Consider the following 25,078-nt stretch of genomic DNA (forward strand, 5'->3'; position numbering starts at 1 on the left):
ACCGCGATGGACCTGGCGTTCAGCGACGAACAGGAAGTCCTCCGCGAAACAGTGCGCGGCCTCGCGGCGCGACACGCAGACCTGGCGGTGGTCCGCGCGATGGAGGAGGACCCCCGCGGCTACCCCGCCGACTTGTGGACCAAGCTGGGCGAAAGCGGCCTCACCGGCCTGACCATCCCCGAGAAGTGGGGCGGGTCACAGATGTCGATGCTCGACGCCGTGGTCGTCTACGACGAACTCGGCCGTGCGCTCTCCCCGTCCCCGCACTTCGTCAGCTCCGTGATGTCAGGCGGCGTCCTCACCGCGGCCGGCACCGACGAACAGCGCCAGGAATGGCTCACGTCCATCGCCTCCGGTGAGGCCGTCGTCACCACCGCCTGGCTCGAACCCGATCGCGGTCACGGCCCGAAGGGCGTCGCCCTGTCCGCCGTGCAGGACGGCGGCGCGTGGGTGCTGTCCGGCACCAAACGCCATGTCCCGTACGCGAATTCCGCCGACCGCATCCTCGTCCTCGCCCGCACCGGGCCGGCCCCCGAGGACATCACCCTCTTCCTCGTCGACCCTTCCGCGCCCGGGATAACCCTGACACCCCAGCGCACCATCGCCTCCGACACGCAGCACCGCATCGACCTCGACGCCGTCCGCGTCGGCCCCGAAGCCGTCGTCGGCGACGTCGGCGCCGCATGGCCGATCTGGTCGGAGACTCTCCTGGACGGCCTCGTCCTCCTGGCCGCCGGTGCCGTCGGCGGGGCTCGGCGCGTCCTGGAGATCACCGTCGAATACGCCAAGACCCGAAGGCAGTTCGACAAGCCCCTGGGTGCCTTCCAGGCCATCGCCCACAACCTGTCCGACGCCGTCACCGCCGTGGACGGCGCGGAGACCCTCGTCTGGGAAGCCGCGTGGTCCCGCGACACCGGCCGCTCCACGGCCCGGCTCGCGCCCATGGCCAAGCTGTTCGCCTGCAAGACCTACCGCGAGGTCAGCGACCTGGCCGTCCACGTGCACGGCGGCATGGGGTTCACCGTCGAATGCGACGTCCAGTTGTTCTTCCGCCGCGCCAAGTCACTCCAACTCAACTGGTGCGACGACCGGCGGCTGGAGGAACTGATCGCCGCACAACTCCTGGACACGGCCTGACCAGAACGCCGCCGCCCCGCCGCTGTGACGGCGGGACGGCGGGACGGCGGGACGGCCGCCGCGGTGTCACCAGTTCTTGTACGTGGTCTCGCCCAGGCCGCAGAAGGAGCAGTTCGGGCTCAGGAAGTCCGTCGAGCGGCGGAACTCCTCGTCGGCCAGGTGCCACCGCAGCCAGGCGGTGATGACGTGCTGCCCGTTGCGGGTGGCGAGGATGTGGTCGGTGCCGTCGAGGATGTTGAACCACACCGGAACATCGGTGTTGGCGTAGTCCGTCTCCATGTTGGCGGTGGCGAAGTCCTCGTCGCCGCCGATGTAGAGCGTCGGATTGCGCAGGTTGTCCGGCCCGTTGCCGTCGAAGGAACCGCCGGCCACATGGATGGTGGTCTCCAGGCGCGGCTCGTCGGCCACGTCGAACGTGCCGATCGACCCGCGTGAGTGGCCGCCGAACGCCACCTCGGCGAGATCGAGGTCCTGGTACAGCGGACTGCTCGGACTGGCGTTCTGGTCCTCAAGCCAGTCGAGCGCATCGACCATGTAATCGCCGCTGCTGGACGAGACCTCGCTGTAGACGACGAAGCCGTGCGAGGCCCATTGGCGCAGCATGTCCTCGTAGTCGGCGGGATCCGACCCCGCGCCCGGACCCCAGACGAAGACCGGGTGGTCCACACCGTTCTGACCCGCGTTCGTCGGATACACCAGCCACCCGTCGTCGCCGGGACCGGCGGTGGTGTCGATGGACACCGCGTACGGCCCGGGCGCGGTGACGTCGCTCACCGGCGGCAGCGACCCGCCCGGCGGATCGGTCGGGCCTCCGCCGCCGCCCTCGGCCCGGACGAGCACATCGTCGACGGTCAGCGTCTCCAGGGCACTGCTCGCGTCCAGCGAAAACCGCAACCGCACGGTGCGACCGTCGACCGACGACGGCAGTCGGAACGACACCGGCCCCGCGGCGGTGCGCGACGACTCCAGCGCGGTGAACGCGCCGCCGTCGACGGAGTAGGCGACGGTGAAAGACTCACCGAGGTCGAGTCCGGAAGCCGTCCGGGTGTACGACACCGTCACGTCGCTGTGGTCGCCAAGGTCGACGGGCGCCGATGTCATGGACGGATCCGACAGCAGCGATCCGCTCATCCGCGCGCTGCCCGTACTCGCGCTGACCGACCCGGAGGCGGTGAAGGTCCCGAGCCCGTTGGAGAAGTTCTCGCCGTAGACAGAGGTGGCGGCGGTGGCCGGGACGGAGATCACGGCGGTGATGCCCACGGCCATGACGCCGACGGCCGCCGCGCCGAATACGCGAAGGCGTCGCCTGGTGCGAGCTGACATGTCTGAGATCCCTTCTGGCCGCGCCGAAACCGCCCGCGGCGGTATGGCGGCGACGTCGGTGTGTCGGTCGCGCCGGTACGGTCGTGCTCCCGATCGCCGGAGATCGTGCAGGATGACGCCGATTCAACCGGCACTCCCGACTCCACGAATCGGCGAAATCACCAGCCACCGCCCCCCGCGAACCGACCCGCCACCGCGCACCGGTGATCCACGCACCCTCGGACCGGTCCGGATCAGTCGAACACCGTCCCGGCGGGCGCGATGCAGCGAACGTTTGCGGCGCCCGACCGCGGCCCGCGCCCGGCTCGGTTTCCCGCCGGGCAGCCCCCCACTCACCGGCCTGACCGTGCCGATGAGACTTTCCGGCTCCCCGACTCTCGGAACCGCAGGGCAGCTACAGCGTCGCGGCGAGCGCCTCCTCGTTCTCCTCCGCTCCTCCGTACTGCGTCGCGTGGACCCAGGCACGCTTCAGATACAGGTGTACGTCCACTTCCCAGGTGAAGCCCATGCCGCCGTGAACCTGCGTGGCGTCCTTACCGTTCCGCACGGCGGCCTCGTCGGCCATCAGCTTGGCGGTGGGAACCGCCACCGCAAGGTCGCCGACTTCCGGATCGTCGAGGGTCACAGCCGCCGCGTAGACCGCCGCTCGGGCGACCTCGGTGCGCACAAGCATGTCGGCGCACAAGTGCTTCACGGCCTGGAAGCTTCCGATGATGCGGCCGAACTGCTCGCGTTCACCGGCGTATTGGGTGGCCATCTCGGTCAACTTGCCGGCGATGCCCAGTTGGAGCGCGGCGGTCAGTACGGCGCCCTCATGGCGAAGGCGCGCGGCCACGGCGGTGTCGGCGATCAACTCCCCGTCCGGGAAAGCTTCGACGTGGTGCAGGGGCGTACACGGATCGGTGGGACTACGGATTGCGGCGGCTGCCAGGGACGACGGCGCCAGGCGCCGGATGCCGTCGTCGGCAAGCACCACCAACTCGTCCAGAACGTCGAGGTGTTCGATGAGCACCGGGAAGTCCCCGGCATCGGCCACACCGACGATCGACTCGCCGGACGCCGCAGCCGCCCCGACCTGCCCGCCCAGCGACGCGGCAAGGTGGGTGGCGACCAAGGGCCCTGGTAGCAGTGCGCGACCCGCCTCCTCGAATACCAGTGCGGCCTCCGCCATGCCGAGGCCGACTCCCCCCTCGGACTCCGGCGAGCGAAGGTTGAAGAAACCCGTCTCGGCCAGTTCCGTCCACAGCTTCCTGTCGACCATGCCCGGTGGCCGGTCGCGGTCGACCAGTCCGCGCAGGCGGTCGCGATCGAAGCGGCGGTCGCAAAAGGCCCGGAAGGCGCCAACCAAAGCCCTCTGCGCTTCCGTGAGTTGGAAGTCCACGGGGTCACCGCTCCTTCGGCAGGCCGAGTATCCGCTCACCCACGATGTTGCGTTGGATCTGGGACGTCCCCGCCGCGATGGTGTACGAGAGCGACGAAAGCCGTTCGTCGATCAGGTCACCGCTCGGCAGCCCCGCCACGTCCTCGACGCACAACGCCGCCCGGCCGAGCAGCCGATGAGCCAGGTCGTACACCTTCTGCTTGGTCTCGGAGAAGCGCAGCTTGAAGACGGATCCGCCGATGCCGGGGACTCCGGAGCGGGATGCCTCGGAGACGTTCCATTTGGTGAGCGCCCACAGTGCCTCGAACTCGGCTGTGAGATGGCCGAGTTCGCGGCGCAGAGCGACGTCGTCCCAGGCTTTCGCACCGCCGCGCCGAGGCATCCGCCGTGCCAGATCGGCGAGTTCGCGCAGCAAACGGCGGCAGGCCACCACCTCGCTGACGAACGCCGTGCCCCGCTCGAAGGACAGCGTAACCATCGTGACGCGCCAGCCGTCGTTCTCCTCGCCGACCCGGTGGGAGACCGGCACCCGCACGTCGTCGAGGAACACCTCGGCGAACTCCGACGTGCCCATGATGGTGTCCAGCGGACGAACGGTGAGGCCCGGCGCGTCCATCGGCACGATCAGCCACGTGATGCCCCTGTGCTTGGGCGCGTTCGGATCCGTCCGCACCAACATCTCGCAGTAGTCGGCAACTTCGGCGTGCGATGTCCAGATCTTTGAGCCGTTCAGCACGTACTCGTCGCCGTCCCGCACGGCCCGCGTGCGCAGCGCCGCGAGGTCGGAGCCCGCGCCGGGCTCGGAGAACCCCTGGCACCAGACGTCGTCCCCGGACAGGATCCCCGGCAGATACTTCCGCCGCTGTTCCTCCGTCCCCGCCGCGTTGATCGTCGGCCCCGCGTGCAGCAGGCCGACGAAATTGGCACCGACGTACGGCGCCCCCGCCCGCTCGGTCTCCTCCAGGAAGATCAGGTGCTCGGTCGGTGTGGCCCCGCGCCCCCCGGCCTCGACCGGCCAGTGGATGCCCGCGTAACCAGCGTCGAACAACATGCGCTGCCAAGCCGTGTCGTACGCACGCCGCCCCGGCCAGTCCGCGCGGTCCGGTTTGCCAGGAAGTGTCGGCAGCGCCTCGGCCAACCACGCGCGCAGCTCGGAGCGGAAGCGCTCTTCGGCTTCCGTGTATCGCAGGTCCATGGCCGGCAGCCCCTCAGGCGCCGTAGACCGGCGTCGGGACGGGCGCCTCGTCGATGAGTTTCGCGACGATCGGTCCCAACTCCCCCGGCTCCCAACGGCGTCCGGCGCGCGCCTCGGGCCCGTGCTGCCAGCCGAGTGCGACCGAGATTTTGTCGCCTTCCACCTCGAAGCACCGCCCGGTGACGCCGGCGGACTCCGCCGAACCGAGCCACACCACCAGCGGGGACACGTTGGCCGGGTCGTAGAAGTCGAACGACCCGTCGGTGGGAGCGGCGACCATGTCGGGCATGGCCTCCTCGGTCATGCGGGTGCGGGCGGCCGGGGCGATGGCGTTGACCGTGACGCCGTAGCGCGCGAATTCGACGGCGGCGGTCTGTGTGAGCGTGAGGATGCCGCCCTTCGCCGCGGCGTAGTTGCCCTGGGCGACGGAGCCCATCAGCCCGGCGCCGGAACTGGTGTTCACGATCCGGGCGTCGACGCGCTCCCCCGCCTTGGACCGTTCACGCCAGTGGGCGGCTGCGTGCCGCATCGGAGCGAAGTGGCCTTTGAGGTGCACGCGCACGACCGCGTCCCACTCGTCCTCACCCAGCGAGACCAGCATGCGGTCGCGCAGGAACCCGGCGTTGTTCACCAGCACGTCCAGGCGCCCGAAGGTGTCGACCGCGCTTTGCACGAGCCGCGCCGCGCCTTCCCAGTCGGCGACGTCGTCGGTGTTGGCGACGGCCTTGCCGCCCAGCGCGGTGATCTCGTCGACGACCTGCTGCGCGGGGCCGGGCGAGCGCCCGTCGCCGCGGCGGGAGGCGCCGATGTCATTGACGATGACGTGCGCTCCCTCGCGTGCGAACGCGAGCGCGTGCTCCCGGCCGATGCCGCCCCCGGCTCCGGTGACGATGACGACGCGTCCTTCGCAGATACCCACGCCTCTCCCCCTTCGGCAGTAACTCCGCTGCTGCGTCCCGAAGTTCGGGACCAGCTCACCTACTTGTCGAAATCCAGGCCGAGCATGCGGATCGCGTTCCCGCGGACGATCTTGTAGACGGTTTCCGCGTCGAGCCGGGCCAGATGCGCCTCCGCGACCGCCTTCGTGTGCGGCCACGTGGAGTCGACGTGCGGATAGTCGGTTTCGAAGGTCACGTTGTCCGCGCCGATGACGTCGAGCGAGTCGATGCCGTGCCGGTCGCGGAAGAAGCAGGCGAACATGTTCCGCCGGAAGTAGTGCGACGGAGGCTCGGGGAGGTTGTCGCCGACGCCCGCCCACGCGCGGTGCTCCTCCCACACGTCGTCCATGCGTTCGAGCGCGTACGGGATCCAGCCCATCTGCCCCTCGGAATAGGCGAGTTTGAGCCGGGGGAAGCGCGCGGGAACGCCGGCGAAGATGAAGTCGGCCATCGAGGCCATCGCGTTGTTGAAGCTGAGGCTGGCCTGCACCGCCGCGGGCGCGTCGGGGGACGCCGCCGGCATGGTCGAGGAGGACCCGATGTGCATGTTGATCGTGACGCCGCGTTCCTCGCAGACGCGGAAGAACGGGTCCCAGTAGCCGGTGTGGATGCTCGGCAGGTCGAGGAACGCCGGGATCTCCGAGAAGCACACGGCCGTCACCCCCCGCTCCGCGTTGCGCACAATCTCGGCCACCGCGAGCCCGACCTCCCACAGCGGCACGATGACGAGCGGGATCAGACGCCCGCCCGAGTCACCGCACCACTCCTCCACCATCCAGTCGTTGTACGCCCGTACGCACGCCAGCGCGACCTCCTTGTCCTTCGCCTCGTGGAAGGTCTGGCCGCAGAAGCGCGGGAAGGTCGGGAAGCACAAGGATGCCTCGACATGGTTGAGGTCCATGTCCTTCAGGCGCTCGGCCGGGTCGTACAGCCCGGGACGCATCTCGTCGCGCGTGATGCCTTCGAGCGTCATCTGGTCGCGGCTGAACCCCGCCGCCGCGATGTTGCGCTTGTACGGGAAGCGCAGATCCTCGTAGAACCACCAGTCGGCGAGGGGCCCGTCGGGGTCGGTCGTGATCTTGTAGCTGGCCCCCGTGTACTCCAGTCGACCGATGCCGGTCCGGACAGGCCGAGGGCCCCGCTCGCGGTACTTCGCCGGCAGCCAGCGCTCGAACAGGTGTGCCGGTTCGATGACGTGGTCGTCGACGCTGATGATCCTGGGCAGTTCCCCGAAACTGTTACCGGACTCGGTGGCGTCCTGCTCGTGCAGGTCGACACTCATCGGCCCCTCCTACGCGCTTTATCTGATGGACCGTCAGATTCAGCGTAATCTGCCGCTGCGGACAACAGCAAGCCGACGGACCGTCAGGAGACCCACATGCCCGCCGATTTGAGTGCGCTGCTCGCCCCGGCGACGACCGCGCTGGTCACTCAGGAATGCCAGAACGGCGTGATCGGAAAGGACGCCCTCTTCCCCGCCCTGGCCGAGCAGGCCCAGAGGCTGATTCCAGCCGTCGACAATCTGTGCCGCGCGGCACGCGGCGCCGGCGTCCCCGTGCTCCACTGCCTCGCCCTGCAACGCAAGGACGGCGCCGGGGCGAACCACAACGCACGTCTGTTCGGTGCGGCGGCGAAGGCGCCCGTGCGGCTCACCCCCGGCTCAGTCGCCGCCGAAGTCGTCTCAGGCATCGAAGTCACCCCGTCCGACCTGGTCCTGACGCGGTATCACGGCCTGGGCCCGATGGCCGACACCGGCCTGGCCTCCGTCCTGCGCAACCTGGGTGTCCGCACCGTGGTCGGCGTCGGCGTCTCGCTCAACGTCGGCATCGTCAACTTCGCGATGGACGCCGTCAACGCCGGCTTCCGGTTCGTCGTGCCGCGCGAGGCCGTGGCCGGATTTCCCCCCGACTACGCGGAAGCAGTCCTCGCCCACACCCTGGGCGCCGTGGCAACCGTCACCACCACGGCCGACGTGCTGGCCGCGTGGCAGCAACACCACTAGCCCTGCGGGCTCCACGGCTTGGCGTTGTACTCGTCCCGGATCCGGAACTTCAACACCTTGCGCAGCGTCTCGTTGCGCGGCAGCGCGTCGACGACCTCCAGCTGCTCCGGGATCTTCTGGACCATGAGCCCGGTGCCCTTCAGATACGCCGTCATCTCGGCGAACTCCAGGTCCGCTTCGCCCGGTTGCCGCTCCACCACCGCACACACCCGTTCACCGCGCTCGCGGTCGACCAGGCCGACCACGGCGACATCGGCGACCTTCGGATGCGCGAACAACAGGTCCTCGATCTCCCGCGCCGAGATGTTCTCGCCCTTGCGGATGATCACGTCCTTGAGCCGACCGGTCAGCGCCAGGTGCCCGTCGGCGCGCAGCTTGCCCAGGTCGCCCGTGCGGAAGAAGCCGTCCGCGTCGAAAGCCTCCTCGTTCAACGCCGGATCGGTATAGCCCTTGAACACCATCGGCCCGCGCAGCCTGACCTCGCCCTCCTCCCCGCCTGCGGCCACCGTGCCGTCGGGGCGCACGATCCGCACCTCGATCCCGTGCACCGGCCTGCCCTCGCTGTACGTGAGCTGGTCCTCGGAATCGTGCGGGCCGCCCTGCGCGATCATCGGGCACTCCGTCATGCCGTAGCCGTGGCACAGCACCGCCTGCATCTCGTCGGCCACCTCGCGGAACAACTCCGGCGGCTTGGGCGCGCCGCCGCCGGAGACGATCCGCAGTGTCGGGATGATCCGCGTGCCGGGCTGCTTGCGCTGCTCGGACAGGAACGCGACGTAGAACGCGGTCGAGCCGCCGACCATCGTGACCCCCAGGCGTGCGTACACCGGAATGACGCTCGCGGGGTCGAACGTCTCGACGATGACCGCCGGGAACCCGGTGACCAGCAGCGTGTTGACGTAGTCGGGCCCGGCGATGTGGGCGTACGGGAACGCGATCGACCCGATGTCGCTCTCCGCCATGTCGAGCGCCTTCGCGAGCCCGATGCCCCCCGCGATCAGCGTTCCGTCGGTGTGCTGCACGCCCTTCGGGTCCGACGTCGTGCCGGACGTGTAGTACAGCCAGCGCACCTCGTCGCCATCGCCCGGCGCCGGCGGAAGCGAAGCCGGATCCCCCTCGGGCAGGCTGTCGTACGCGACCAACACCTTCAGCCCGCCCGGCCGTTCCTTGCCCAGTGCCTCACCCATCGCGGTGAAGTCGAAGCCCTTCCACACCCCCGGGGTCAGATAGAACTCGGCGTTCGTCTGCCGCAGGCAGAAGCCGACCTCCTTCTCCCGGTAGAAGGGAATGATCGGATTCTGCACCGCGCCGAGCCGGGCCAGGGCCGTGGCGGCGACGATCGACTCGATCCGCGTCGGCAGTTGCCACGTCACGCGCGTGCCCGCGCCGATCCCGAGGGCGTGGTAGCCCGCCGCGACCCGCTCCGCCCACGCCTTGAACTCCCCGAAGGTGACTTTTCGGTCGTCAGGATCGAGCAGCATGGGAACGTCCGGCGAAGCCGCGGCGCGGCGCTCGACCAGCCCCCAAAGCGTCTTGGCGTCGTAGATCGGAGCAGACACATGCCCTCCCCGTGCAAGGGTTCGCCGACCCGGTCGCGATCCGGCCCGCCCGCACGACCGGCTGGAACATCGGCCTGACGGTACGTCAGAAATCTCCGACGGGGAAGGCCGCGCCGAGCCTCGCACGTGACTTCGATCACGACCCGGGTGCCGTCGGCCGTGAGGTATGCCTACCCTGCCGGGTATGAAGGTGCCGTTCCGCCGGGATCGCGGCACACGCCCGGAGCCCGCGCCCGATGCCGTGCCCGACCACGCCATCCGCCTCGGGGCGGCCACCGACGTGCCGGAAGGCGTCGTACGCCGCGTCAGCGACCGCCCGCCGATCGCCGTCACCCGCCACGGCACGACCATCCACGCCTTCGAAGACCGCTGCCCCCACGGCGGGGCCCTCTTGTCGCGCGGCACACTCGCCGTCGACACAGTCACCTGTCCCGCGCACCGCACTCGGTTCCGCGTCGACACGGGCCAGTCGTCGGGGCAGTTCACCTGCCGCGCGCTGCGGACGTACCCTGTGCTGATCGTCGACACCGTCGCCTATGTCGACCCGACCCCCCGAGCCCCCCGGACGGCGAAGCGCGCCCAGTGCCCATAGGACGCACCTGTCGGCCGGCCCATCCGGTCCGCGCTCGCGTCCCGGCGACCGCCCCTAGGCTGAGACCAGCCGACCAAGGAGTGGCCATGGAATACGTTCCCCCGCAACTGCTGGAGGCACAACTCGCCGCCTTGCGTGCGTTGCGCGCCGCCGAAGGCAACGCGAAAAGCCGACATCCACGAGAAGCCCGCCGAGTACGCCGCGTCCGATGTTCCCGTCTACCTCATCGTCGACCGTAAGGTCCCCGAAGTCGTCGTCCACCACGGGCCGACGGGGCACGGGTACGCCCACACCGACCGTTATCCCGTCGGCAAGGACGTCGCTCTCCCAGGGCCGATCGACATGACGCTCGACATGACGTTCCTGCCCGACTACCTCGACTGACGGTCCGGCCCCGGATGGCCTGCGCAGACCGCCGCGGCGCTCCCGGACAATGGGACCATGCCCGCCGTACTCCTCGACGCGATCCTGCACGACCTCCTCGCCGCTTCCGACGACGCCCTGGAGTCGGCCGTCGACTCGGGGGCCTCCGCGATGGCCGCGCACGAGGACCGGTGGCCCGACATGAGCCGGGCCTTCGTCGCACTCGGCGCGCGGGTCGTGTCCGGGTGCTGGGCGAGGGGATGGCAGCCGGCCGACGTCGTGCGCATGGTGGACCGCACCCTCGGCGAACGGCACGTGCGTATCGGCGTCGACATCGTGGCCGCCGCCGCCCGCGAGGACTCCGCGGCCGAGCGCGGCACGCGCTGGACGGCACAGATACACGGTCTGGGAGCCGAGCCGTGGTGGCCCGGCGACGAGCAGTACCTCACGGAGTTCGCGCGCCGCGAGAACCTGATGCGCTTCGAGGCCGCCGGATACGCGCTGGAGGTGCTGCGCCTGTACGCCCGCCTCCCCGGCATCATCCCGCTGCACCAGGAGACGGCACCACCGGTACGTACGTCCGAACCCCGCATGCTCGGCCGCATCCGCGCGCTGCTGGCGAAGGCCGAGTCGACGGACTTCACCGAGGAAGCCGAGGCGCTGACCGCCAAGGCCCAGGAGCTCATGGCCCGGCACAGCATCGACGCGGCGCTGGTCACGACGTCCACGCAATCGGCAGACGCACCGGGGGCGGTCCGCATCGGTGTCGACAACCCCTACGACGCCGAGAAGGCCATGCTCCTCGACGCGGTCGCCGAGGCGAACCGCTGCCGCACGGTCTGGTCCCGCGAATTCGGCTTCTCGACCGTCATCGGCTTCGACGCGGACCTGGACGCCGTCGAACTGCTGTACACCTCACTGCTGGTCCAGGCGACGTCCGCGATGACCCGCGACGAAGCCCGGTCCCGCCGCCGAAGCTCGCGCGGCGCACGCAACCGCGACTTCCGGCAGTCCTTCCTGATCGCGTACGCCGACCGCATCGGAGAACGCCTCACCGCCGCGGTCGAACAAGCCGCGCACCAGGCCGCGGACCACAACCTGCTTCCCGTCCTCGCGTCCCGAACCGTCGCCGTCCAGGAGGCGACCGACCATCTGTTCCCCGACCTGGTCACCCACCGCGTCCGCATCCGCGACGCGGAGGGCTGGACGCACGGCAAGGCGGCGGCCGACCGCGCCGACGTGGGCCCCCGCCGCATCCCCGGCGGACCCCACGCGTCCTGAGCGGCGTTGCGGCGGGCAGTGCCTAGCGCAGTTTGCGGGCGACCTCGGCGGCCCAGTAGGTGAGGATCGTCGACGCTCCCGCACGGCGGATGCCGGTCAGTGTCTCCAGGATGACGCGGTCGCGGTCGATCCAGCCGTTGGCGGCGGCGGCCTCGATCATCGCGTACTCACCGCTGACCTGGTAGGCGGCGACCGGGACGTGCACCTCGGCGGCGATGCGGTGGACGATGTCGAGGTACGACATGGCCGGCTTGACCATGACCATGTCCGCGCCCTCGGCGACGTCGAGAAGCACCTCGCGCAGCGACTCCTCGGCATTGGCCGGGTCCTGCTGGTACGTCATACGGTCGCCCTGCAGCGTCGACTCGACGGCCTCGCGGAACGGGCCGTAGAAGCCGCTGGCGTACTTCGCGCTGTACGCGATGATGCCGGTGTCCGCGAAGCCCGCAGCGTCCAACGCGCGGCGGACGTGCGCGACCTGACCGTCCATCATGCCGCTCGGGCCGAGCATGTGGGCACCGGCGCCGGCCTGCGCGACGGCCATCTCGGCGTACCGGTCGAGCGTCGCGTCGTTGTCGACCGAGCCGTCCGCGCGCAGCACGCCGCAGTGGCCGTGGTCGGTGAACTCGTCGAGGCACAGGTCGGACATCACCACGGTCGCGTCGCCGACCTCGGCGACCACGTCGCGCAGCGCGACCTGCATGATGCCGTCCGGGTCGGTCCCCGCGGTGCCGCACGCGTCCTTGACCGCCGGGATGGCGAACAGCATGAGGCCGCCCACGCCGAGCGATACGGCTTCGTGGGCGGCCTTGCGCAGTGTGTCGCGGGTGTGCTGGACGACGCCGGGCATCGAGCCGATCGCGACGGGCTCGGTGGCGCCCTCTCGCACGAACAACGGCAGGACCAGGTCCGACGGGTGCAGGCGCGTCTCGGCGACAAGGCGGCGCACCGCCGGGGTCCGGCGCAGCCTCCTCGGTCGAACGAGAGGGTAACCGCCGGTCCCTGACGATACGTCAGACATCTGCTACTTCGCCTTCCTCCGCGAACCGGGGCGACGCTCGCTGGGCTTCGTCACAGGTTCGCCTGCTTCGATGAGGGATGCACGGCGGGCCGCGCCGAACTCGGCCAGCGCCTCCGCCAAGGCTCCCACAGACGGCTCCGGCGCCATGACGTCCACGCGGAGCCCGTGCTCCTCCGCGGTCTTGGCGGTGGCCGAGCCGATGCACGCGATGACCGTCACCGCGTGCGGCTTGCCCGCGATGCCGACCAGGTTGCGGACCGTCGAGGACGACGTGAACAGCACCGCGTCGAACCCACCGCCCTTGATCGCCTCGCGGGTCTCGGCCGGCGGCGGCGCCGCGCGGACCGTGCGGTACGCGGTGACGTCGTCCACCTCCCAGCCGAGCTCGACCAGCCCGGCGACCAGGGTCTCGGTGGCGATGTCGGCGCGCGGCAGGAACACCCGGTCGATGGGGTCGAAAACGGAGTCGTACGGCGGCCAGTCCTCCAGCAGACCGGCGGCCGACTGCTCGCCCGACGGGACGAGGTCCGGCTTGACGCCGAAGTCGATCAGCGCCTTCGCGGTCTGCTCGCCGACCGCGGCGACCTTGATCCCGGCGAACGCCCGGGCGTCCAGGCCGTACTCCTCGAACCGCTCCCGCACCGCCTTGACCGCGTTGGTCGAGGTGAACGCGACCCATTCGTAGCGGCCGGTGACCAGGCCCTTGATGGCCCGCTCCATCTGCTGCGGGGTACGCGGCGGCTCCACCGCGATCGTCGGCACCTCGTGCGGGACCGCGCCGTAGGAGCGCAACTGCTCCGACAACGACGCGGACTGCTCCTTGGTGCGCGGAACAAGCACACGCCAGCCGAACAGCGGCTTGGTCTCGAACCACGACAGCGCGTCGCGCTGCCCCACGACGTCGCCGATGACGGTGACGGCGGGCAGGGTGACGCGGGCGGCCTTCAGGTCCGTGGCGACCGACGCGAGCGTCGAGACGATCGTCCGCTGCTCGGTCGTGGTGCCCTGCGTGGTCACCGCGACGGGGGTGGCCGGCTTGCGGCCTCCCGCGACGAGCTCCTGCGCGATCTCGGCCATCTGGTCGACCGGGCCGCGCAGGACGAGGATGCCGTCCGTCGCACCGACGGTCGCCCAGTCGATCGAGGCCTCGGATATGTCCAGCACGCGCACGCCGGCGCTCGCGCGGGGACCGGTCAGCGGGATGCCCGCATAGGCCGGCACTCCCGTCGCCACCGACACGCCGGGCACGACCTCGAAGGGGATCTTGGCCTTCGCGACCGCCGCGATCTCGTCCACGACGCCCTGGTCGACGACCGGGTCACCGCCGATGCCGCGCACGACCGAACGCCCTGCACGAGCCGCGGTCACGATCAACTTGGCCCGCCCGGCGGCAGCCAGAGGCTCGCCGTCGGCGGAGGACACCGGGTCGAGCACTTCCACGTCGGGGCGGCAGTGGCACACCACACGGGCGCGCGTGGACGCGTCGGCGACGACGACGTCCGCCTCGGCGAGCACCTCGACGGCACGCAGGGTCAGCAGGCGGGGGTCGCCGGGACCCGCGCCGACGAAGGTGACGGTTCCGCTGGGCTTCTTCTTCGCTCTGGGGCTCAAGGGACGCGCTCCCCCATCAGACCGGCGGCACCCCGGGCAAGCATCTCGGCGGCCAGTTCACGGCCGAGAGACGCCGCCTCGTCCAGGGGTCCGGTGGCGGACAACCGTACGCTGCGGGATCCGTCGCCGTCGGCGACGATCGCCCGCAGGTACAGCTCGGTGACCTCCTCGCCGTCGGACTCCCCCGCGGACACGTCCGCGAGAGCGCCCACCGGGGCCGAGCATCCGGCCTCCAGTTCGGCGAGCAGCATGCGCTCGGCGAGAACGGCGGCCCGGGTGTCCGGGTCGTCGAGCACGCCGAGCAGTTCGACGAGAGCCGCGTCCGAGGACGCGCACTCGACCGCCAGTGCCCCTTGTCCGGGCGCCGGCAGCATCTGGAGCGGATCGAGGACCTCGGTGGCCTCGCCCGCGCGGCCGAGACGGGCGAGGCCCGCCTTGGCCAGGATCACCGCGTCGAGTTCGCCGGAGGCGACGAACTTGATGCGGGTGTCGACGTTGCCGCGGATCGGCACGATCTCGTGGCCGAGACCGAGCGCGCGCAACTGCGCGGCGCGGCGCGGCGACCCCGTGCCGATGCGCGAGCCCGCGGGCAGTTCGCCGAGCGTCAGGCCGTCGCGGGCCACGAGGGCGTCGCGCGGGTCCTGCCGCGGAGGGACCGCGGCGAGGGTCAGGCCCTCGGGACTCGCGGTCGGGAGGTCCTTGAGGGAGTGCACCGCGAAGTCGATGCTCCCGTCGGCGAGCGCGTCGCGCAGCGCCGACACGAACACGCCGGTGCCGCCGATCTGGGCGAGGTGTTCGCGCGAGGTGTCGCCGTACGTGGTGATCTCGACGAGTTCGACCTCGCGGCCGGTCGCCCGGGTGAGTGCGTCGGCGACGTGGCCGGACTGCGCCATCGCGAGCGCGCTGCGGCGGGTGCCGAGGCGCAGGGGCTTGTCGGTCATGCCGCACCTCCTCCGCTGCTCTCGATGCTGCCACTGTTTTCGCGCGGCACGTCCGCACCGAGCACCTGCGCGACATCGATCCCGGCGTCCGGCGCGGCGGTGCCCTCCGTCCCGAGGTCGGCGCGGCTCACCGCGGCCATCGGCCCCGGCCCGAGGTCGAAGAGCGTGCGCAGCGCCTCCGCGTACGAGGCGCCGCCGGGCTCGGCCGCCAACTGCTTGACGCGCACGGTCGGCGCGTGCAGCAGCTTGTCGACGATGCGCCGGATGGTCTGCTCGACCTCGCCGCGCTGCTTGGCGTGGAGGTCAGGGGTACGCCCGGCAAGCCGTTCGAGTTCCGACCGTACGACGTCCGCGGCCATCGAGCGCAGCGCGACGACCGTCGGTGTGACCGCCAGTGCCCGCTGCGCGGTGGCGAACTCGGCGACCTCGTCGCAGACGAGGCGGCGGACGACGTCGACGTCCGCGGTGCCGGAGGCGCCCGAGCCCACATCGGCGAGCAGTTCGAGGTCGACCAGGTGGACGCCGTCCAGGTCGCACACCGCGGGGTCGATGTCGCGCGGCAGGGCCAGGTCGATCAGCACCAGCGGGCGGTCGACGGAGCGTTCACGGCGGGACGCCATGACCGCCTCGATGTCGGCCGCGGAGATCACCAGGCCGGTCGCGCCGGTGCAGGAGATCACCAGGTCGGACCCGGCCAGCGCCTCCGGCAGCGCGCTGATCGGGATGGCCCGGCCGCCGACCTGGTCCGCGAGGTGTTCGGCCCGCTCGTAGGTGCGGTTCGTGATGACGATGTTGCCCGCGCCCTGGCGCTGCAACGTGGTGGCCGCGAGCGCGCTCATCGACCCGGCGCCGACGACCAGCGCGCGGCTGCCGCCGACGTGGCCGCCGGCCGCCTCCGCCTGCTCCAGGCCGACGGTGACCAGCGACTGGCCCGCGCGGTCGATGTCCGTCTCGCTGTGCGCGCGCTTGCCGACTCGCAGTGCCTGCTGGGCGAGTTCGTTGAGGACCCGGCCGGCGCTGCCGGACTCCTGCGCGAGCGCGAGCGCCGACTTGAGCTGGCCCAGGATCTGGCCCTCGCCGACGACCATGGAGTCGAGACCGCACGCCACCGAGAAGAGGTGGTGGACCGCCCGCTCCTCGTAGTGCACGTACAGGTGCGGGGTGAGCTCCTCGATGGCGACGCCCGTGTGGCGCGCGAGGAGGCCCGACAAGTCGGAGACACCGCCGTGGAAGCGGTCCACGTCGGCGTACAGCTCGACACGGTTGCAGGTGGACAGCAGCAGCGCCTCGGCGACCGGCTCGGCGGTGGACACGTCCTGGAGCAGCTTGACCAGCGCGTCGCCGGAAATGGCGACGCGCTCCAGCAGCCTGACCGGGGCGGTTCGGTGGCTGAGCCCCACGACGAGGACACTCATACCCGCACCTCGCTGCGGCCGGGGCGTGCGTCGGCCGCCCGCGCGGTAGCGGAACAGGCGTACAAAGTCCGGTCGTTCACGCCGGCATCACCTCGGGCAGATCGCCGCCGAGGTCACCGACCGGGGAAGCGGCGGCGCCGGAGGCGGCGGGGGGAAGTTGGGGGGCAACGCCGTCGGTGCCCGACTTGCGCTGCTCGTGGAAGGCCAAGATCTGCAGCTCTATCGACAGATCGACCTTCCGAACGTCGACGCCCTCGGGAACGGAGAGGACGGTCGGGGCGAAGTTCAGAATGCTTGTGATGCCGGCCGCCACGAGACGGTCGCACACGCTCTGGGCGGCGGGCGCCGGCGTCGTGATGACCCCGATCGAGACGTGGTCGTCGCGCACGATCTGTTCGAGGTCGTCCATGTGCCGCACGACCATGCCGGCTATGCGCTGCCCGGTGACCGCGCGGTCCGCGTCGAGCAGTGCGGCGACACGGAAACCTCGCGACGCGAAGCCGCCGTAGTTTGCGAGCGCGTGTCCGAGGTTGCCGATACCGACGATGGCGACCGGCCAGTCCTGCGTCAGACCGAGCTCGCGGGAGATCTGGTAAACGAGATACTCGACGTCGTACCCGACACCGCGGGTGCCGTAGGAGCCGAGGTACGACAAGTCCTTGCGCAGCTTCGCGGAATTGACGCCGGCGGCAGCCGCGAGCTCCTCGGAGGACACGGTCGGCACGCCGCGCTCCGAGAGCGCGCTCAGCGCTCGGAGGTACAGCGGGAGCCGCGCCACCGTCGCCTCGGGAATACCGCGTCCCCGGTGCGCCGGTCGCTCGGTACGGCCTGTAGCCACGGTGCTCCTGTGGGTGGGACCTGCGGTTTCGACTGCCAGGTTAGGCTTTTGTGAACGTGTGCACAAAGCTGATGTCCGATTTGTCCGCAGGTCGTGACATGCATCACTCGTTGGTTCCCGGCCGACCCTGTGAAGTCGATCACACAAGGTGACGCATCGGTAACCTCCCGGTCACGCCAGGGCAGCGCGCAGCCGGCCCTCGTCGACCCGCCAGAAGTCGTGTTGACGTCCGTTCACAAGCGTCACCGGAATTTGCTCCCCGTACTCCTCTTCCAGCTTCGGATCCGTTGTGATGTCCACCTCCTCGAAGGCCACACCGAGTTCGCCGGTGACGCGCAGGATGACCGCCCGCGCGTCGTCGCAGAGATGACAGCCCGGTCGACTCAGCATCGTCACCACGCGCCCCGACGCGCCGGCGACGGACTCGGCGGGGGTTTCGGATGCGGAAGAAGAACCTGACGACGTGTCGGATACGGTGGCGGCGCTGCGCCGACGGAAGATGCCCACGCCCCGATTGTCGCCGCTCGCCGCCGCACGTCGAGCCGAACGGGTGGTTCGTGGGCCCGGCAACCGCCTCGTACCCCGGCAGATCACCCAAGTGACAGCGAACCGCCGCACGTCGGCCACACAAGCGCAACGCAACGCCGTTACGCTCGCCGCATGGCTGTGCTGCGCCGGGATGTCCGGGGTTTTTCGCTGACTCGCGCCGTGACCGCGGGCGAGGCCGCGGCCGAGGCCGCCCACGCGTCGGTCCACCCGCTTCCGACCGATCATGCCGTCGAACAGCGCGTCCTCGGAGCCGCGTTCTTCGACCTCGACAACACGGTCATGCGGGGCGCGTCGATTTTCCACATGGCGCGCGGCCTGTACGCCCGCCGCTTCTTCGACAAGCGCGACATCATGCGCTTCGGCTGGCAACAGGCCCGCTTCCGGCTCGGCGGGGAGCACATGGGCCACGTCGGCGACGCCCAGGAGACCGCGCTCTCGTTCGTGAAAGGCCACTCGGTCGAAGAGGTCACCGCGCTCGGCGAGGAGATCTTCGACGAGTACATGGCCGACAAGATCTGGCCCGGCACGCGCGCACTCGCCCAGATGCACCTCGACGCGGACCGCCAGGTCTGGCTGGTCACCGCCGCGCCGATCGAGATCGCCACGACCATCGCCGGCCGCCTCGGCCTGACCGGCGCGCTCGGCACCGTCTCCGAGACCCGCGACGGGTACTACACGGGGCGCCTGGTGGGCGAACTGCTGCACGGCGAGGCGAAGGCCGAGGCGGTGCGCGGACTCGCCGCACGCGAGAACCTCGACCTCGCCGACTGCTCGGCCTACAGCGATTCGAGCAACGACATCCCCATGCTGTCGCTGGTCGGCGACCCCTGCGCGGTCAACCCCGATGCGAAACTGCGTCGCCACGCCCGGGAGCACGGCTGGCGGGTCAAGGACTACCGGACCGGCCGCAAGGCCGCCCGGATCGGCATCCCGGCAGCCGCCGGCGTCGGCGCCGTCGCGGGTGCCCTGGCCGCAGGCACCGCGGTACGCCGCCGCGCCGCACTGAGCTGACGGGGCCAACCCGGCAACTTGCCGGACGTATCGCCCGCGGACACCGCGCCGCACGGCCACGCCGTACCGCACGGACCCCGCGCTGCCGGCCACGCCGTACCGCGCCGACGCGGCCGAGCCCGGCACCTTGCGGACGCATCGCGCGCAGGCACAGCGGTACGCAGCCGCGCCGCACTGCCGGGCCGCCCAAGCACACGGTGTCGTGCGGGGAGTTCGACGCGACGTGACATGGACCATGCGGAGAACTGGCCGAAATCTTTCGCATCCGATCGGGGTGTGCCGGCCCCGACACTCCACCTGGCCGGCCGAACACGCCGAACCGGTCCCGCAGCCGCCCGCGTCGCCACCACAGCTCGGCTGACGACCGGCCGACACGGCGATGCCCCCGCGCGGCGGCACGAGCCCCGGCCCGTGCCCGCCGACCGCGTCCGGATCGCGCCGTCATCCGGCCCGGCCGCCCGAGTTTCGCGCGGGGGACGGGGATTCGCGCCCGAACACGCGCGCGATCTGGCAGCGTGAGGCGGATGCGAATCCGCAGTGCTGTCGGTGCCACGGCAGCCCCGTCGCACCGCCCGCCCGGTCCAGGGCCGCGTCGCCGGGATTCCGCCGCGGCACCGCATGACGAGGCTCGACGCAGGGGCCCACCGGCTGCGGCAAACCTCCCGGTTTGCACCGCCTCACCGCGATGCGGCCCGTGCTCGGCAGCCCCGACGTTCGGACGGGGCGGCAAGCCCCTGGCCAGACACGCGGCACCACGCGGTGGCCCGAGCCGATCTGCCACGTGCGGCGTGCCGACCGGCCGCAGGTATTTCCGGACACGCCCAAGACGCGGCGATGTGCGCTTTATAGCACTCGACGTTGGCCACGTCCCGGGAATCGCCCAATCGGCACAGTTCGCACAGCCGTGGCGGTAGCTTCACAACGCCGATGAGCACCCTTGGTATTCCTGGCTTTACTAAGCGTTATTCTCGATCGGCGCACAGCGGTCCCCCTTGTCCCTACTATGGGTGATCGTTCTCGCACTTTTAGTCATGACGCCGATGATGACGACGCAACAGGGAGTCCCGTGCACCGAATCGTCCGGGTTGACGTGACCGGGCTTGCGACGCTCCGAGCGGCGGTGATCGCTGCCTTCGACCCCTCGCCCCATGACCTCGTTCTCGCCACCGCGGTGGCCGACGCCGGAGGGTCCCGCGAGCGCGGGCTCGCCGGCGTGGTCGGCCGGGCCGCCCGAACCGGCACCACCGAACCCGCCCGGCCCGCCCGCGGATCCGGTTACACGCGGGGCAGCGCCCCGGACGGCGAAGCCGCACGGGTCATGGCCCTGGTCGAGCTCGCCCAGAACGGGGACGGCGAAGCGTTCGCGCAGTTGTACGACAACTACCTCGACACGGTGTACCGCTACATCTACTACCGCGTCGGCGGTCGCGCGATCGCCGAGGACCTGACCAGCGAGACCTTCCTGCGCGCTTTGCGCCGCATCGGCACGTTCACCTGGCAGGGCCGCGACTTCGGCGCGTGGCTCGTCACGATCGCCCGCAACCTTGTCGCGGACCACTTCAAATCGAGCCGCTTCCGGCTCGAAGTGACCACCGGCGAGATGCTGGACGCGAACGAGGTGGAGCCCAGTCCCGAGGAGTGCGTCCTCGAAACTCTCTCCAACGCGGCGCTGCTCGACGCGGTCCGGCGCCTGAATCCGCAACAGCAGGAATGCGTCACCCTCCGGTTCCTGCAAGGCCTTTCGGTCGCCGAGACCGCGCGGATCATGAACAAGAACGAGGGCGCGATCAAGACCTTGCAGTACCGTGCCGTCCGCACACTTGCCCGCCTGTTGCCGGAGGACGTGCGGTGAATCACACTTCCGTAACCCCGAAGGCCGTCGGCTCGTTCTCCCGGATACCAGCCCCCGTGGGGGCGCGGCGTGGCGGGGAGCCGACTCACGGCCCCCGACCCGAAGACGTCCCTGGACGGGCATCCGGGGAGAGGAGGTGCGGCCCGTGAGCATCGCGGTTGTGGACCGGCGTCGTGTATCGGCCTTCGCCGAGGCACTCGAAAAGATGGAGTCCGGCCCCGCGACCGACCGGGGGGAGACCCACGGGGACGGTCCGGGGCATCCGGGGCAGGAGGGCGCCGCAGGCACGGGCGAGCTCGACCCGAAGGTCGCGCAGGCGCTGGCCACCGCGGCCTCGCTGCGCGAGGAGGGGGAGGCGGGGCCCACCCCGACCGCCGATTTCCGGGCTGCGCTGCGCAGTCGCCTCGTCGAGGAGGCTGCCACCCTGCCCGCCCCGGCCGCCGACGCCCGGCGGGGCGCACGGCGGCACGCGGAGATCAGCATCCGGCAGCGCACGGTGCGACGGCGGCGGCGGTTCGCGGCGGCGGGCACAGCCATCGTGTTGACCGCAGGGGGGCTCGGGGGGATCGCGGTGGCGAGTTCGGACGCGCTGCCGGGCGACATGACGTACGGCGTCAAGCGCGGCATCGAGGACTTCCGCCTCTCGTTGGCCGACTCCGACCAGGAGCGCGGCGAGCGCTATCTCGACCAGGCCCGGACGCGCCTCTCCGAGGCCGAGCGGCTGCTGGAGCGCGAGGGCGACGGCGCGATCGACAAGGCCACGATCGGGCACCTGCGCTCGGTGCTGGCCGACATGCGCTCGGAGACCGAGAAGGGCCGCGAGCTGCTCACCGAGTCGTACGAGGCCTCCGACAAGACCGAGATCGCCCCCATGCGCGACCTCGCGGCCTTCGCGCGGTCCGGCACCGAGCGCATGGACCGTATCGACGACCGCCTGCCCGGCGAGGTCTCCGGCGAGCGCGACCTCGTGTGGGACCTGCTCTACGACATCCGGCGGCAGGTCACGCCGATCCCCGGCGTGCTCAGCCCGCAGGACATCCGGACGTTCGACGACTTCGACAAGACCGCCGCCGGCTCCACCGGCAGCAACGGCTCCGACGACAGCCCGGCGGCCGGACAGGACGGCGGCTCGGCAAACGCGCCGGGCCGCGGCGGTGTCCCCGCCGCGGGTTCGCCGCCGCAGGTCGCGCCCGTCCTTCCGGCGGCCCCCGGCGTGCCGCCGGTGGCGGGACAGGCCCCAACGGACGCCTCCGGCCAGACGTCGGCTCCCCAGCCGTCCACGAGTCCGGGCGTCGAGTCTCTGCTGCCCAACGTCACCGTGCCGCTTCTGGAGCCTCCGGCCGACGAATCGACCACTCCGTCACCGAGCCCCAGTTCCGTGGACCTCACGGTGCCGCTGCCGGTGATCCCGCCCATAGGGCTGGACGTACCTCCGCTGATCCCCAGGCTGCCGGGCATCGGCATCACCATCGGGGGTGCCGCGGGGTCCGCCGAGCAATAGGCGAGCCGCAGCGAACCCCGTCTCCGATGTGATTGTGCCCCGGTCCAAGCAGCCGGGGCACAGTCACGTCGGGGCCTCACAGGCGACCGGAGTCCGTCAGAAGAACACCGATCGCCGCTGCATGAGGACGCGGTAGATCGTGTGCTGGATGGTCTCGCGCACCTCATCGGTCAGGTTGAAGACCACCATCGGGTCGTCGGCGGTCTGCGCCGGGTACGCGTCCGTGCGGATCGGCTCCCCGAACTCGATGTGCCACCGCGTCGGCAGCGGCACCAGCCCGATCGGCCCGAGCAGCGGGAACGTCGGTGTCACCGGGAAGTACGGCAGCCCGAGCAGCCGCGCGAGCGTCCGGAAGTTGCCGATCATGGGGTAGATCTCCTCGGCGCCCACGATCGCGCACGGCACGATGGGCACCCCGGTGCGCAGCGCGGCGGAGACGAACCCGCCGCGCCCGAAGCGCTGGAGCTTGTAGCGGTCCTTGAACGGCTTGCCCAGCCCCTTGAAGCCCTCCGGCCAGACACCGACCAACTCCCCTTGCCGCAAAAGGCGTTCGGCGTCGGCATGACAGGCGAGCGTGTGGCCGCTCTTGCGGGCGAGCTGGCCGACCAGCGGGAGCTGGAAGACCAGGTCGGCGCCGAGGAGCCGCAGATTGCGGGCCCCGGGGTGGTGGTCGTGCACCGCAACCTGTGTCATGAGCGCGTCGAGCGGGAGGGTGCCGGAATGGTTGGCGACGATCAGCGCGCCGCCCTCGTCCGGTACGTGCTCCAGGCCGCGGACCTCGACCCGGAAGTACTTGTCGTACAGCGGGCGCAGGATCGACATGATCAGGGCGTCGGTCAGCTCGGGGTCGAAACCGAATTCGTCGACCTCGTAGTCGCCTGTGATGCGGCGGCGCACGAAGGCGAGGCCGTCCGCGGCCTTGTCCTCCCAGCCGGGGCCCGCGAGGCCGTCGGCCAGGCCGCGTGCGGCTCCCCCGACGACGCCCGCCAGCGCGCCCGCGAGCCTGCCGAACCCGGCGCTGCGGGGGCGGGCCTGCGCACCTGCGGGGCCGTCCCCCGCCGCTCCCGCCTCGTCGGCGGCTCCCACGGCCCGCACGGGGCCGCGCCGGGTGTTCCGCGTGGCGCGGCGGGGCACGGACTCGCGGACCGGTACCGCGTCCTCGGTGTCTTCGGCTTCGTCGATCGCCTGCTCGTCGCGCGCGTGGCGGGCGTTGGAGCCCGCGCTCACCGCCTCCGACCGTGTGCCGCGGCTGCCGGGACGCCGCGCGCCCCGGCCGGCGGAGCCCCGCGACGCGCCCGCGGATCCGTCGAAGGGGATGATCCGGGCGTCACCCATCCGGGCTCCTCCTGGTGAGCAGTAGGGACGCGAGGCGGTCCGGCACCTGGCCGATGCGCTCGGGATACAGCAGGCCGCGCAGGCCGCGGCCTCGGGCGAAGTCGTCGAAAGTCTCCGCGGTGGTGCGGCGCGGGACGAATCCCAGGCGCTCGCGTGCCCGCGCGGTGTCGACGACGCGGCCGTGGGTCAGCAGCCGCACCTGCTCGGCGGACAGGTCCATGGCTCCCGCGCGGCGCAGGCCCTGGCCCACCACGCCGATCGCGCGGGACGGCACCGGCACCACGGGCCGGCCGAGCCGCCGGGCGGCCTGGGAGAGAGCCAGCACGCCGTCTGCGGCGATGTTGTACGTACCCGGCTCGTGGGTGGCGACCGCGACGCTCAGGGCGTCGAGTGCGTCGTCCTCGTGCAGGAACTGGAGCCGCGGGTCGTATCCGAGGACGGTCGGCAGGAACGGGAGGGAGAAGTAGTCGGCCATCGGCGAGGAGATGGTCGGGCCGAGGATGGGCGCGAAGCGCAGCACGGTGACCGGGACGTCGGGGCGGCGGCGTGCGAAACCGCGGACGTAGCCCTCGATCTCGACGGCGTCCTTGGCCCAGCCCCGGGACGGCGGGACGCGGGGCTCCATGTCCTCTTCGAAAATCGCCGGATCACGCGGTGACGCGCCGTAGACGGCCGTGGTCGAGCGCACCACGAGGTTGCGCACCGAAGGCGCCTTCTGGCACGCGGCGAGGAGCTGCATCGTGCCGATGACGTTGGTTTCCTTGGCCGATGTCGCGGTGCCCGGATAACCGGTCGGCGCGGTCTCGGCGGGGCTCAGGTGGACCACGGTGTCGACGGCGGCGGACGCGATGACCTTGGCGATCATCGGGTTGCGGATGTCCGCCGGGACGAACTCGACGCCGTCGAGTTCGTGGCGAGGCTCGGCCGCGTCGACCCCGATCACGCGTTCGACACCGGGAGCGCGCAGGATCAGCCGCGCGAAGCGGCCGCCGAGGTCGCGCGTCACCCCGGTGACCAGCACGACTTTGCTCATCGGTGTAGCACCCCCGGGAGTGGGTGAGGCACGGCCGGCAGGCGGCCGCATGCGTCAGACGACGAACTCACCGTAACTCCGGCCGGGGCCACGACGGGTGAGACTGGCCGGTGGCGCGGGTAACGGCCGTGGGAAAAACCGCCGCGTGGCGGATCGATCCGCGGCGGCGGCAGTGGTCCGGAACGCGGCGGGGGGGGGGG

The 25,078-nt window shown here is 71.1% G+C and carries 22 protein-coding genes; 8 read left to right on the plus strand and 14 right to left on the minus strand.

The genetic code is table 11. The features are described 5' to 3' along the window. Positions 1 to 6 precede the first annotated feature (6 nt). A complete protein-coding gene (locus ACRX5W_RS10435; RefSeq protein ID WP_436787741.1) occupies positions 7 to 1,137 on the plus strand; it encodes an acyl-CoA dehydrogenase family protein in 1,131 nt (376 codons plus the stop codon). A gap of 66 nt (positions 1,138 to 1,203) precedes the next feature. Here ACRX5W_RS10435 and ACRX5W_RS10440 read toward each other — a convergent pair whose 3' ends face one another. The 5 genes from ACRX5W_RS10440 to ACRX5W_RS10460 all read right to left on the minus strand — a co-directional run bounded on the left by ACRX5W_RS10440 (position 1,204) and on the right by ACRX5W_RS10460 (position 7,256). Further along, entirely contained in the window at positions 1,204 to 2,460 is a 1,257-nt protein-coding gene (locus ACRX5W_RS10440; RefSeq protein WP_436787742.1) for a poly(ethylene terephthalate) hydrolase family protein, read from the minus strand. 394 nt (positions 2,461 to 2,854) lie between these two features. Continuing rightward, on the minus strand, positions 2,855 to 3,841 hold the full coding sequence (locus ACRX5W_RS10445; protein ID WP_436787743.1) for an acyl-CoA dehydrogenase family protein: 987 nt from the start codon (positions 3,839 to 3,841) through the stop codon (positions 2,855 to 2,857). A 4-nt stretch (positions 3,842 to 3,845) separates the two neighbouring features. After that, positions 3,846 to 5,036, minus strand: a complete 1,191-nt coding sequence (locus ACRX5W_RS10450; protein WP_436787744.1) for an acyl-CoA dehydrogenase — start codon at positions 5,034 to 5,036, stop codon at positions 3,846 to 3,848. Between the two features lie 13 nt (positions 5,037 to 5,049). Then, a complete protein-coding gene (locus ACRX5W_RS10455) occupies positions 5,050 to 5,955 on the minus strand; it encodes an SDR family oxidoreductase (RefSeq protein ID WP_436787745.1) in 906 nt (301 codons plus the stop codon). Between the two features lie 59 nt (positions 5,956 to 6,014). Further along, positions 6,015 to 7,256, minus strand: coding sequence for an amidohydrolase family protein (locus ACRX5W_RS10460; protein WP_436787746.1), 1,242 nt, complete (start codon positions 7,254 to 7,256; stop codon positions 6,015 to 6,017). A 96-nt stretch (positions 7,257 to 7,352) separates the two neighbouring features. On the opposite strand from ACRX5W_RS10460, the gene ACRX5W_RS10465 reads away from it, so the two are divergent. Then, positions 7,353 to 7,976 (plus strand): isochorismatase family protein, encoded by a 624-nt coding sequence (locus ACRX5W_RS10465; protein WP_436787747.1) that lies wholly within the window; start codon positions 7,353 to 7,355, stop codon positions 7,974 to 7,976. On the opposite strand, the gene ACRX5W_RS10470 is transcribed toward ACRX5W_RS10465, so the two are convergent. Beyond that, positions 7,973 to 9,535 (minus strand): class I adenylate-forming enzyme family protein, encoded by a 1,563-nt coding sequence (locus ACRX5W_RS10470; RefSeq protein ID WP_436787748.1) that lies wholly within the window; start codon positions 9,533 to 9,535, stop codon positions 7,973 to 7,975. The two genes, ACRX5W_RS10465 and ACRX5W_RS10470, sit on opposite strands and share 4 nt — an antisense overlap. Positions 9,536 to 9,719: 184 nt before the next feature. Between ACRX5W_RS10470 and ACRX5W_RS10475 the strand changes: the two genes are divergently transcribed. From ACRX5W_RS10475 to ACRX5W_RS10485, 3 genes are all read left to right on the plus strand, one after another. Continuing rightward, complete coding sequence (locus ACRX5W_RS10475) at positions 9,720 to 10,127, plus strand: Rieske (2Fe-2S) protein (RefSeq protein ID WP_436787749.1); 408 nt, start codon at positions 9,720 to 9,722, stop codon at positions 10,125 to 10,127. 135 nt (positions 10,128 to 10,262) lie between these two features. Beyond that, on the plus strand, positions 10,263 to 10,511 hold the full coding sequence (locus ACRX5W_RS10480; RefSeq protein WP_436787750.1) for a Uma2 family endonuclease: 249 nt from the start codon (positions 10,263 to 10,265) through the stop codon (positions 10,509 to 10,511). 57 nt (positions 10,512 to 10,568) lie between these two features. Beyond that, positions 10,569 to 11,771, plus strand: coding sequence for a DUF2786 domain-containing protein (locus tag ACRX5W_RS10485; protein WP_436787751.1), 1,203 nt, complete (start codon positions 10,569 to 10,571; stop codon positions 11,769 to 11,771). 22 nt (positions 11,772 to 11,793) lie between these two features. Here the strand turns inward: ACRX5W_RS10485 and hemB are convergent, their stop codons facing one another. The 6 genes from hemB to ACRX5W_RS10515 all read right to left on the minus strand — a co-directional run bounded on the left by hemB (position 11,794) and on the right by ACRX5W_RS10515 (position 17,996). Beyond that, positions 11,794 to 12,792 (minus strand): porphobilinogen synthase, encoded by a 999-nt coding sequence (gene hemB, locus ACRX5W_RS10490; RefSeq protein ID WP_436787752.1) that lies wholly within the window; start codon positions 12,790 to 12,792, stop codon positions 11,794 to 11,796. A gap of 3 nt (positions 12,793 to 12,795) precedes the next feature. Continuing rightward, complete coding sequence (locus tag ACRX5W_RS10495; protein WP_436787753.1) at positions 12,796 to 14,403, minus strand: uroporphyrinogen-III synthase; 1,608 nt, start codon at positions 14,401 to 14,403, stop codon at positions 12,796 to 12,798. Beyond that, a complete protein-coding gene (gene hemC, locus ACRX5W_RS10500) occupies positions 14,400 to 15,344 on the minus strand; it encodes a hydroxymethylbilane synthase (RefSeq protein WP_436787754.1) in 945 nt (314 codons plus the stop codon). Before hemC ends, ACRX5W_RS10495 begins: the two co-directional genes overlap by 4 nt. After that, positions 15,341 to 16,759 carry a glutamyl-tRNA reductase gene (locus ACRX5W_RS10505; protein ID WP_436787755.1) on the minus strand — a complete coding sequence of 473 codons (1,419 nt, stop codon included), beginning with the start codon at positions 16,757 to 16,759 and terminating at the stop codon, positions 15,341 to 15,343. Before ACRX5W_RS10505 ends, hemC begins: the two co-directional genes overlap by 4 nt. A 76-nt stretch (positions 16,760 to 16,835) precedes the next feature. Continuing rightward, entirely contained in the window at positions 16,836 to 17,597 is a 762-nt protein-coding gene (locus ACRX5W_RS10510) for a redox-sensing transcriptional repressor Rex (RefSeq protein WP_436787756.1), read from the minus strand. Between the two features lie 171 nt (positions 17,598 to 17,768). After that, entirely contained in the window at positions 17,769 to 17,996 is a 228-nt protein-coding gene (locus ACRX5W_RS10515; RefSeq protein WP_436788032.1) for a glutaredoxin family protein, read from the minus strand. Between the two features lie 261 nt (positions 17,997 to 18,257). Here ACRX5W_RS10515 and ACRX5W_RS10520 point away from each other — a divergent pair, with 261 nt between their 5' ends. From ACRX5W_RS10520 to ACRX5W_RS10530, 3 genes are all read left to right on the plus strand, one after another. Further along, positions 18,258 to 19,157 carry an HAD family hydrolase gene (locus tag ACRX5W_RS10520; RefSeq protein ID WP_436787757.1) on the plus strand — a complete coding sequence of 300 codons (900 nt, stop codon included), beginning with the start codon at positions 18,258 to 18,260 and terminating at the stop codon, positions 19,155 to 19,157. A gap of 1,066 nt (positions 19,158 to 20,223) precedes the next feature. Next, positions 20,224 to 21,009, plus strand: a complete 786-nt coding sequence (locus tag ACRX5W_RS10525; protein ID WP_436787758.1) for an ECF subfamily RNA polymerase sigma factor, BldN family — start codon at positions 20,224 to 20,226, stop codon at positions 21,007 to 21,009. 145 nt (positions 21,010 to 21,154) lie between these two features. Next, positions 21,155 to 22,510, plus strand: a complete 1,356-nt coding sequence (locus ACRX5W_RS10530) for a DUF5667 domain-containing protein (RefSeq protein WP_436787759.1) — start codon at positions 21,155 to 21,157, stop codon at positions 22,508 to 22,510. 96 nt (positions 22,511 to 22,606) lie between these two features. Here ACRX5W_RS10530 and ACRX5W_RS10535 read toward each other — a convergent pair whose 3' ends face one another. Together ACRX5W_RS10535 and ACRX5W_RS10540 are read right to left on the minus strand one after the other, a co-directional pair. Beyond that, positions 22,607 to 23,845: a lysophospholipid acyltransferase family protein gene (locus ACRX5W_RS10535; protein ID WP_436787760.1), complete on the minus strand. Its 1,239-nt coding sequence runs from the start codon at positions 23,843 to 23,845 to the stop codon at positions 22,607 to 22,609. Then, a complete protein-coding gene (locus tag ACRX5W_RS10540) occupies positions 23,838 to 24,878 on the minus strand; it encodes an NAD-dependent epimerase/dehydratase family protein (protein WP_436787761.1) in 1,041 nt (346 codons plus the stop codon). Before ACRX5W_RS10540 ends, ACRX5W_RS10535 begins: the two co-directional genes overlap by 8 nt. Positions 24,879 to 25,078: the final 200 nt, after the last annotated feature.

This window comes from Yinghuangia sp. YIM S10712, from assembly GCF_051388935.1.
Lineage (GTDB): Bacteria > Actinomycetota > Actinomycetes > Streptomycetales > Streptomycetaceae > Yinghuangia.

Excerpts from the sequence above, each read along its gene's own strand:
- ACRX5W_RS10435 (WP_436787741.1), top strand. The coding sequence starts at position 7 with ATGGACCTGGCGTTCAGCGACGAACAGGAAGTCCTCCGCGAAACAGTG.
- ACRX5W_RS10440 (WP_436787742.1), bottom strand. The coding sequence starts at position 2,460 with ATGTCAGCTCGCACCAGGCGACGCCTTCGCGTATTCGGCGCGGCGGCC.
- ACRX5W_RS10450 (WP_436787744.1), bottom strand. The coding sequence starts at position 5,036 with ATGGACCTGCGATACACGGAAGCCGAAGAGCGCTTCCGCTCCGAGCTG.
- ACRX5W_RS10460 (WP_436787746.1), bottom strand. The coding sequence starts at position 7,256 with ATGAGTGTCGACCTGCACGAGCAGGACGCCACCGAGTCCGGTAACAGT.
- ACRX5W_RS10465 (WP_436787747.1), top strand. The coding sequence starts at position 7,353 with ATGCCCGCCGATTTGAGTGCGCTGCTCGCCCCGGCGACGACCGCGCTG.
- ACRX5W_RS10475 (WP_436787749.1), top strand. The coding sequence starts at position 9,720 with ATGAAGGTGCCGTTCCGCCGGGATCGCGGCACACGCCCGGAGCCCGCG.
- ACRX5W_RS10485 (WP_436787751.1), top strand. The coding sequence starts at position 10,569 with ATGCCCGCCGTACTCCTCGACGCGATCCTGCACGACCTCCTCGCCGCT.
- hemB (WP_436787752.1), bottom strand. The coding sequence starts at position 12,792 with ATGTCTGACGTATCGTCAGGGACCGGCGGTTACCCTCTCGTTCGACCG.
- hemC (WP_436787754.1), bottom strand. The coding sequence starts at position 15,344 with ATGACCGACAAGCCCCTGCGCCTCGGCACCCGCCGCAGCGCGCTCGCG.
- ACRX5W_RS10505 (WP_436787755.1), bottom strand. The coding sequence starts at position 16,759 with ATGAGTGTCCTCGTCGTGGGGCTCAGCCACCGAACCGCCCCGGTCAGG.
- ACRX5W_RS10520 (WP_436787757.1), top strand. The coding sequence starts at position 18,258 with ATGGCTGTGCTGCGCCGGGATGTCCGGGGTTTTTCGCTGACTCGCGCC.
- ACRX5W_RS10535 (WP_436787760.1), bottom strand. The coding sequence starts at position 23,845 with ATGGGTGACGCCCGGATCATCCCCTTCGACGGATCCGCGGGCGCGTCG.
- ACRX5W_RS10540 (WP_436787761.1), bottom strand. The coding sequence starts at position 24,878 with ATGAGCAAAGTCGTGCTGGTCACCGGGGTGACGCGCGACCTCGGCGGC.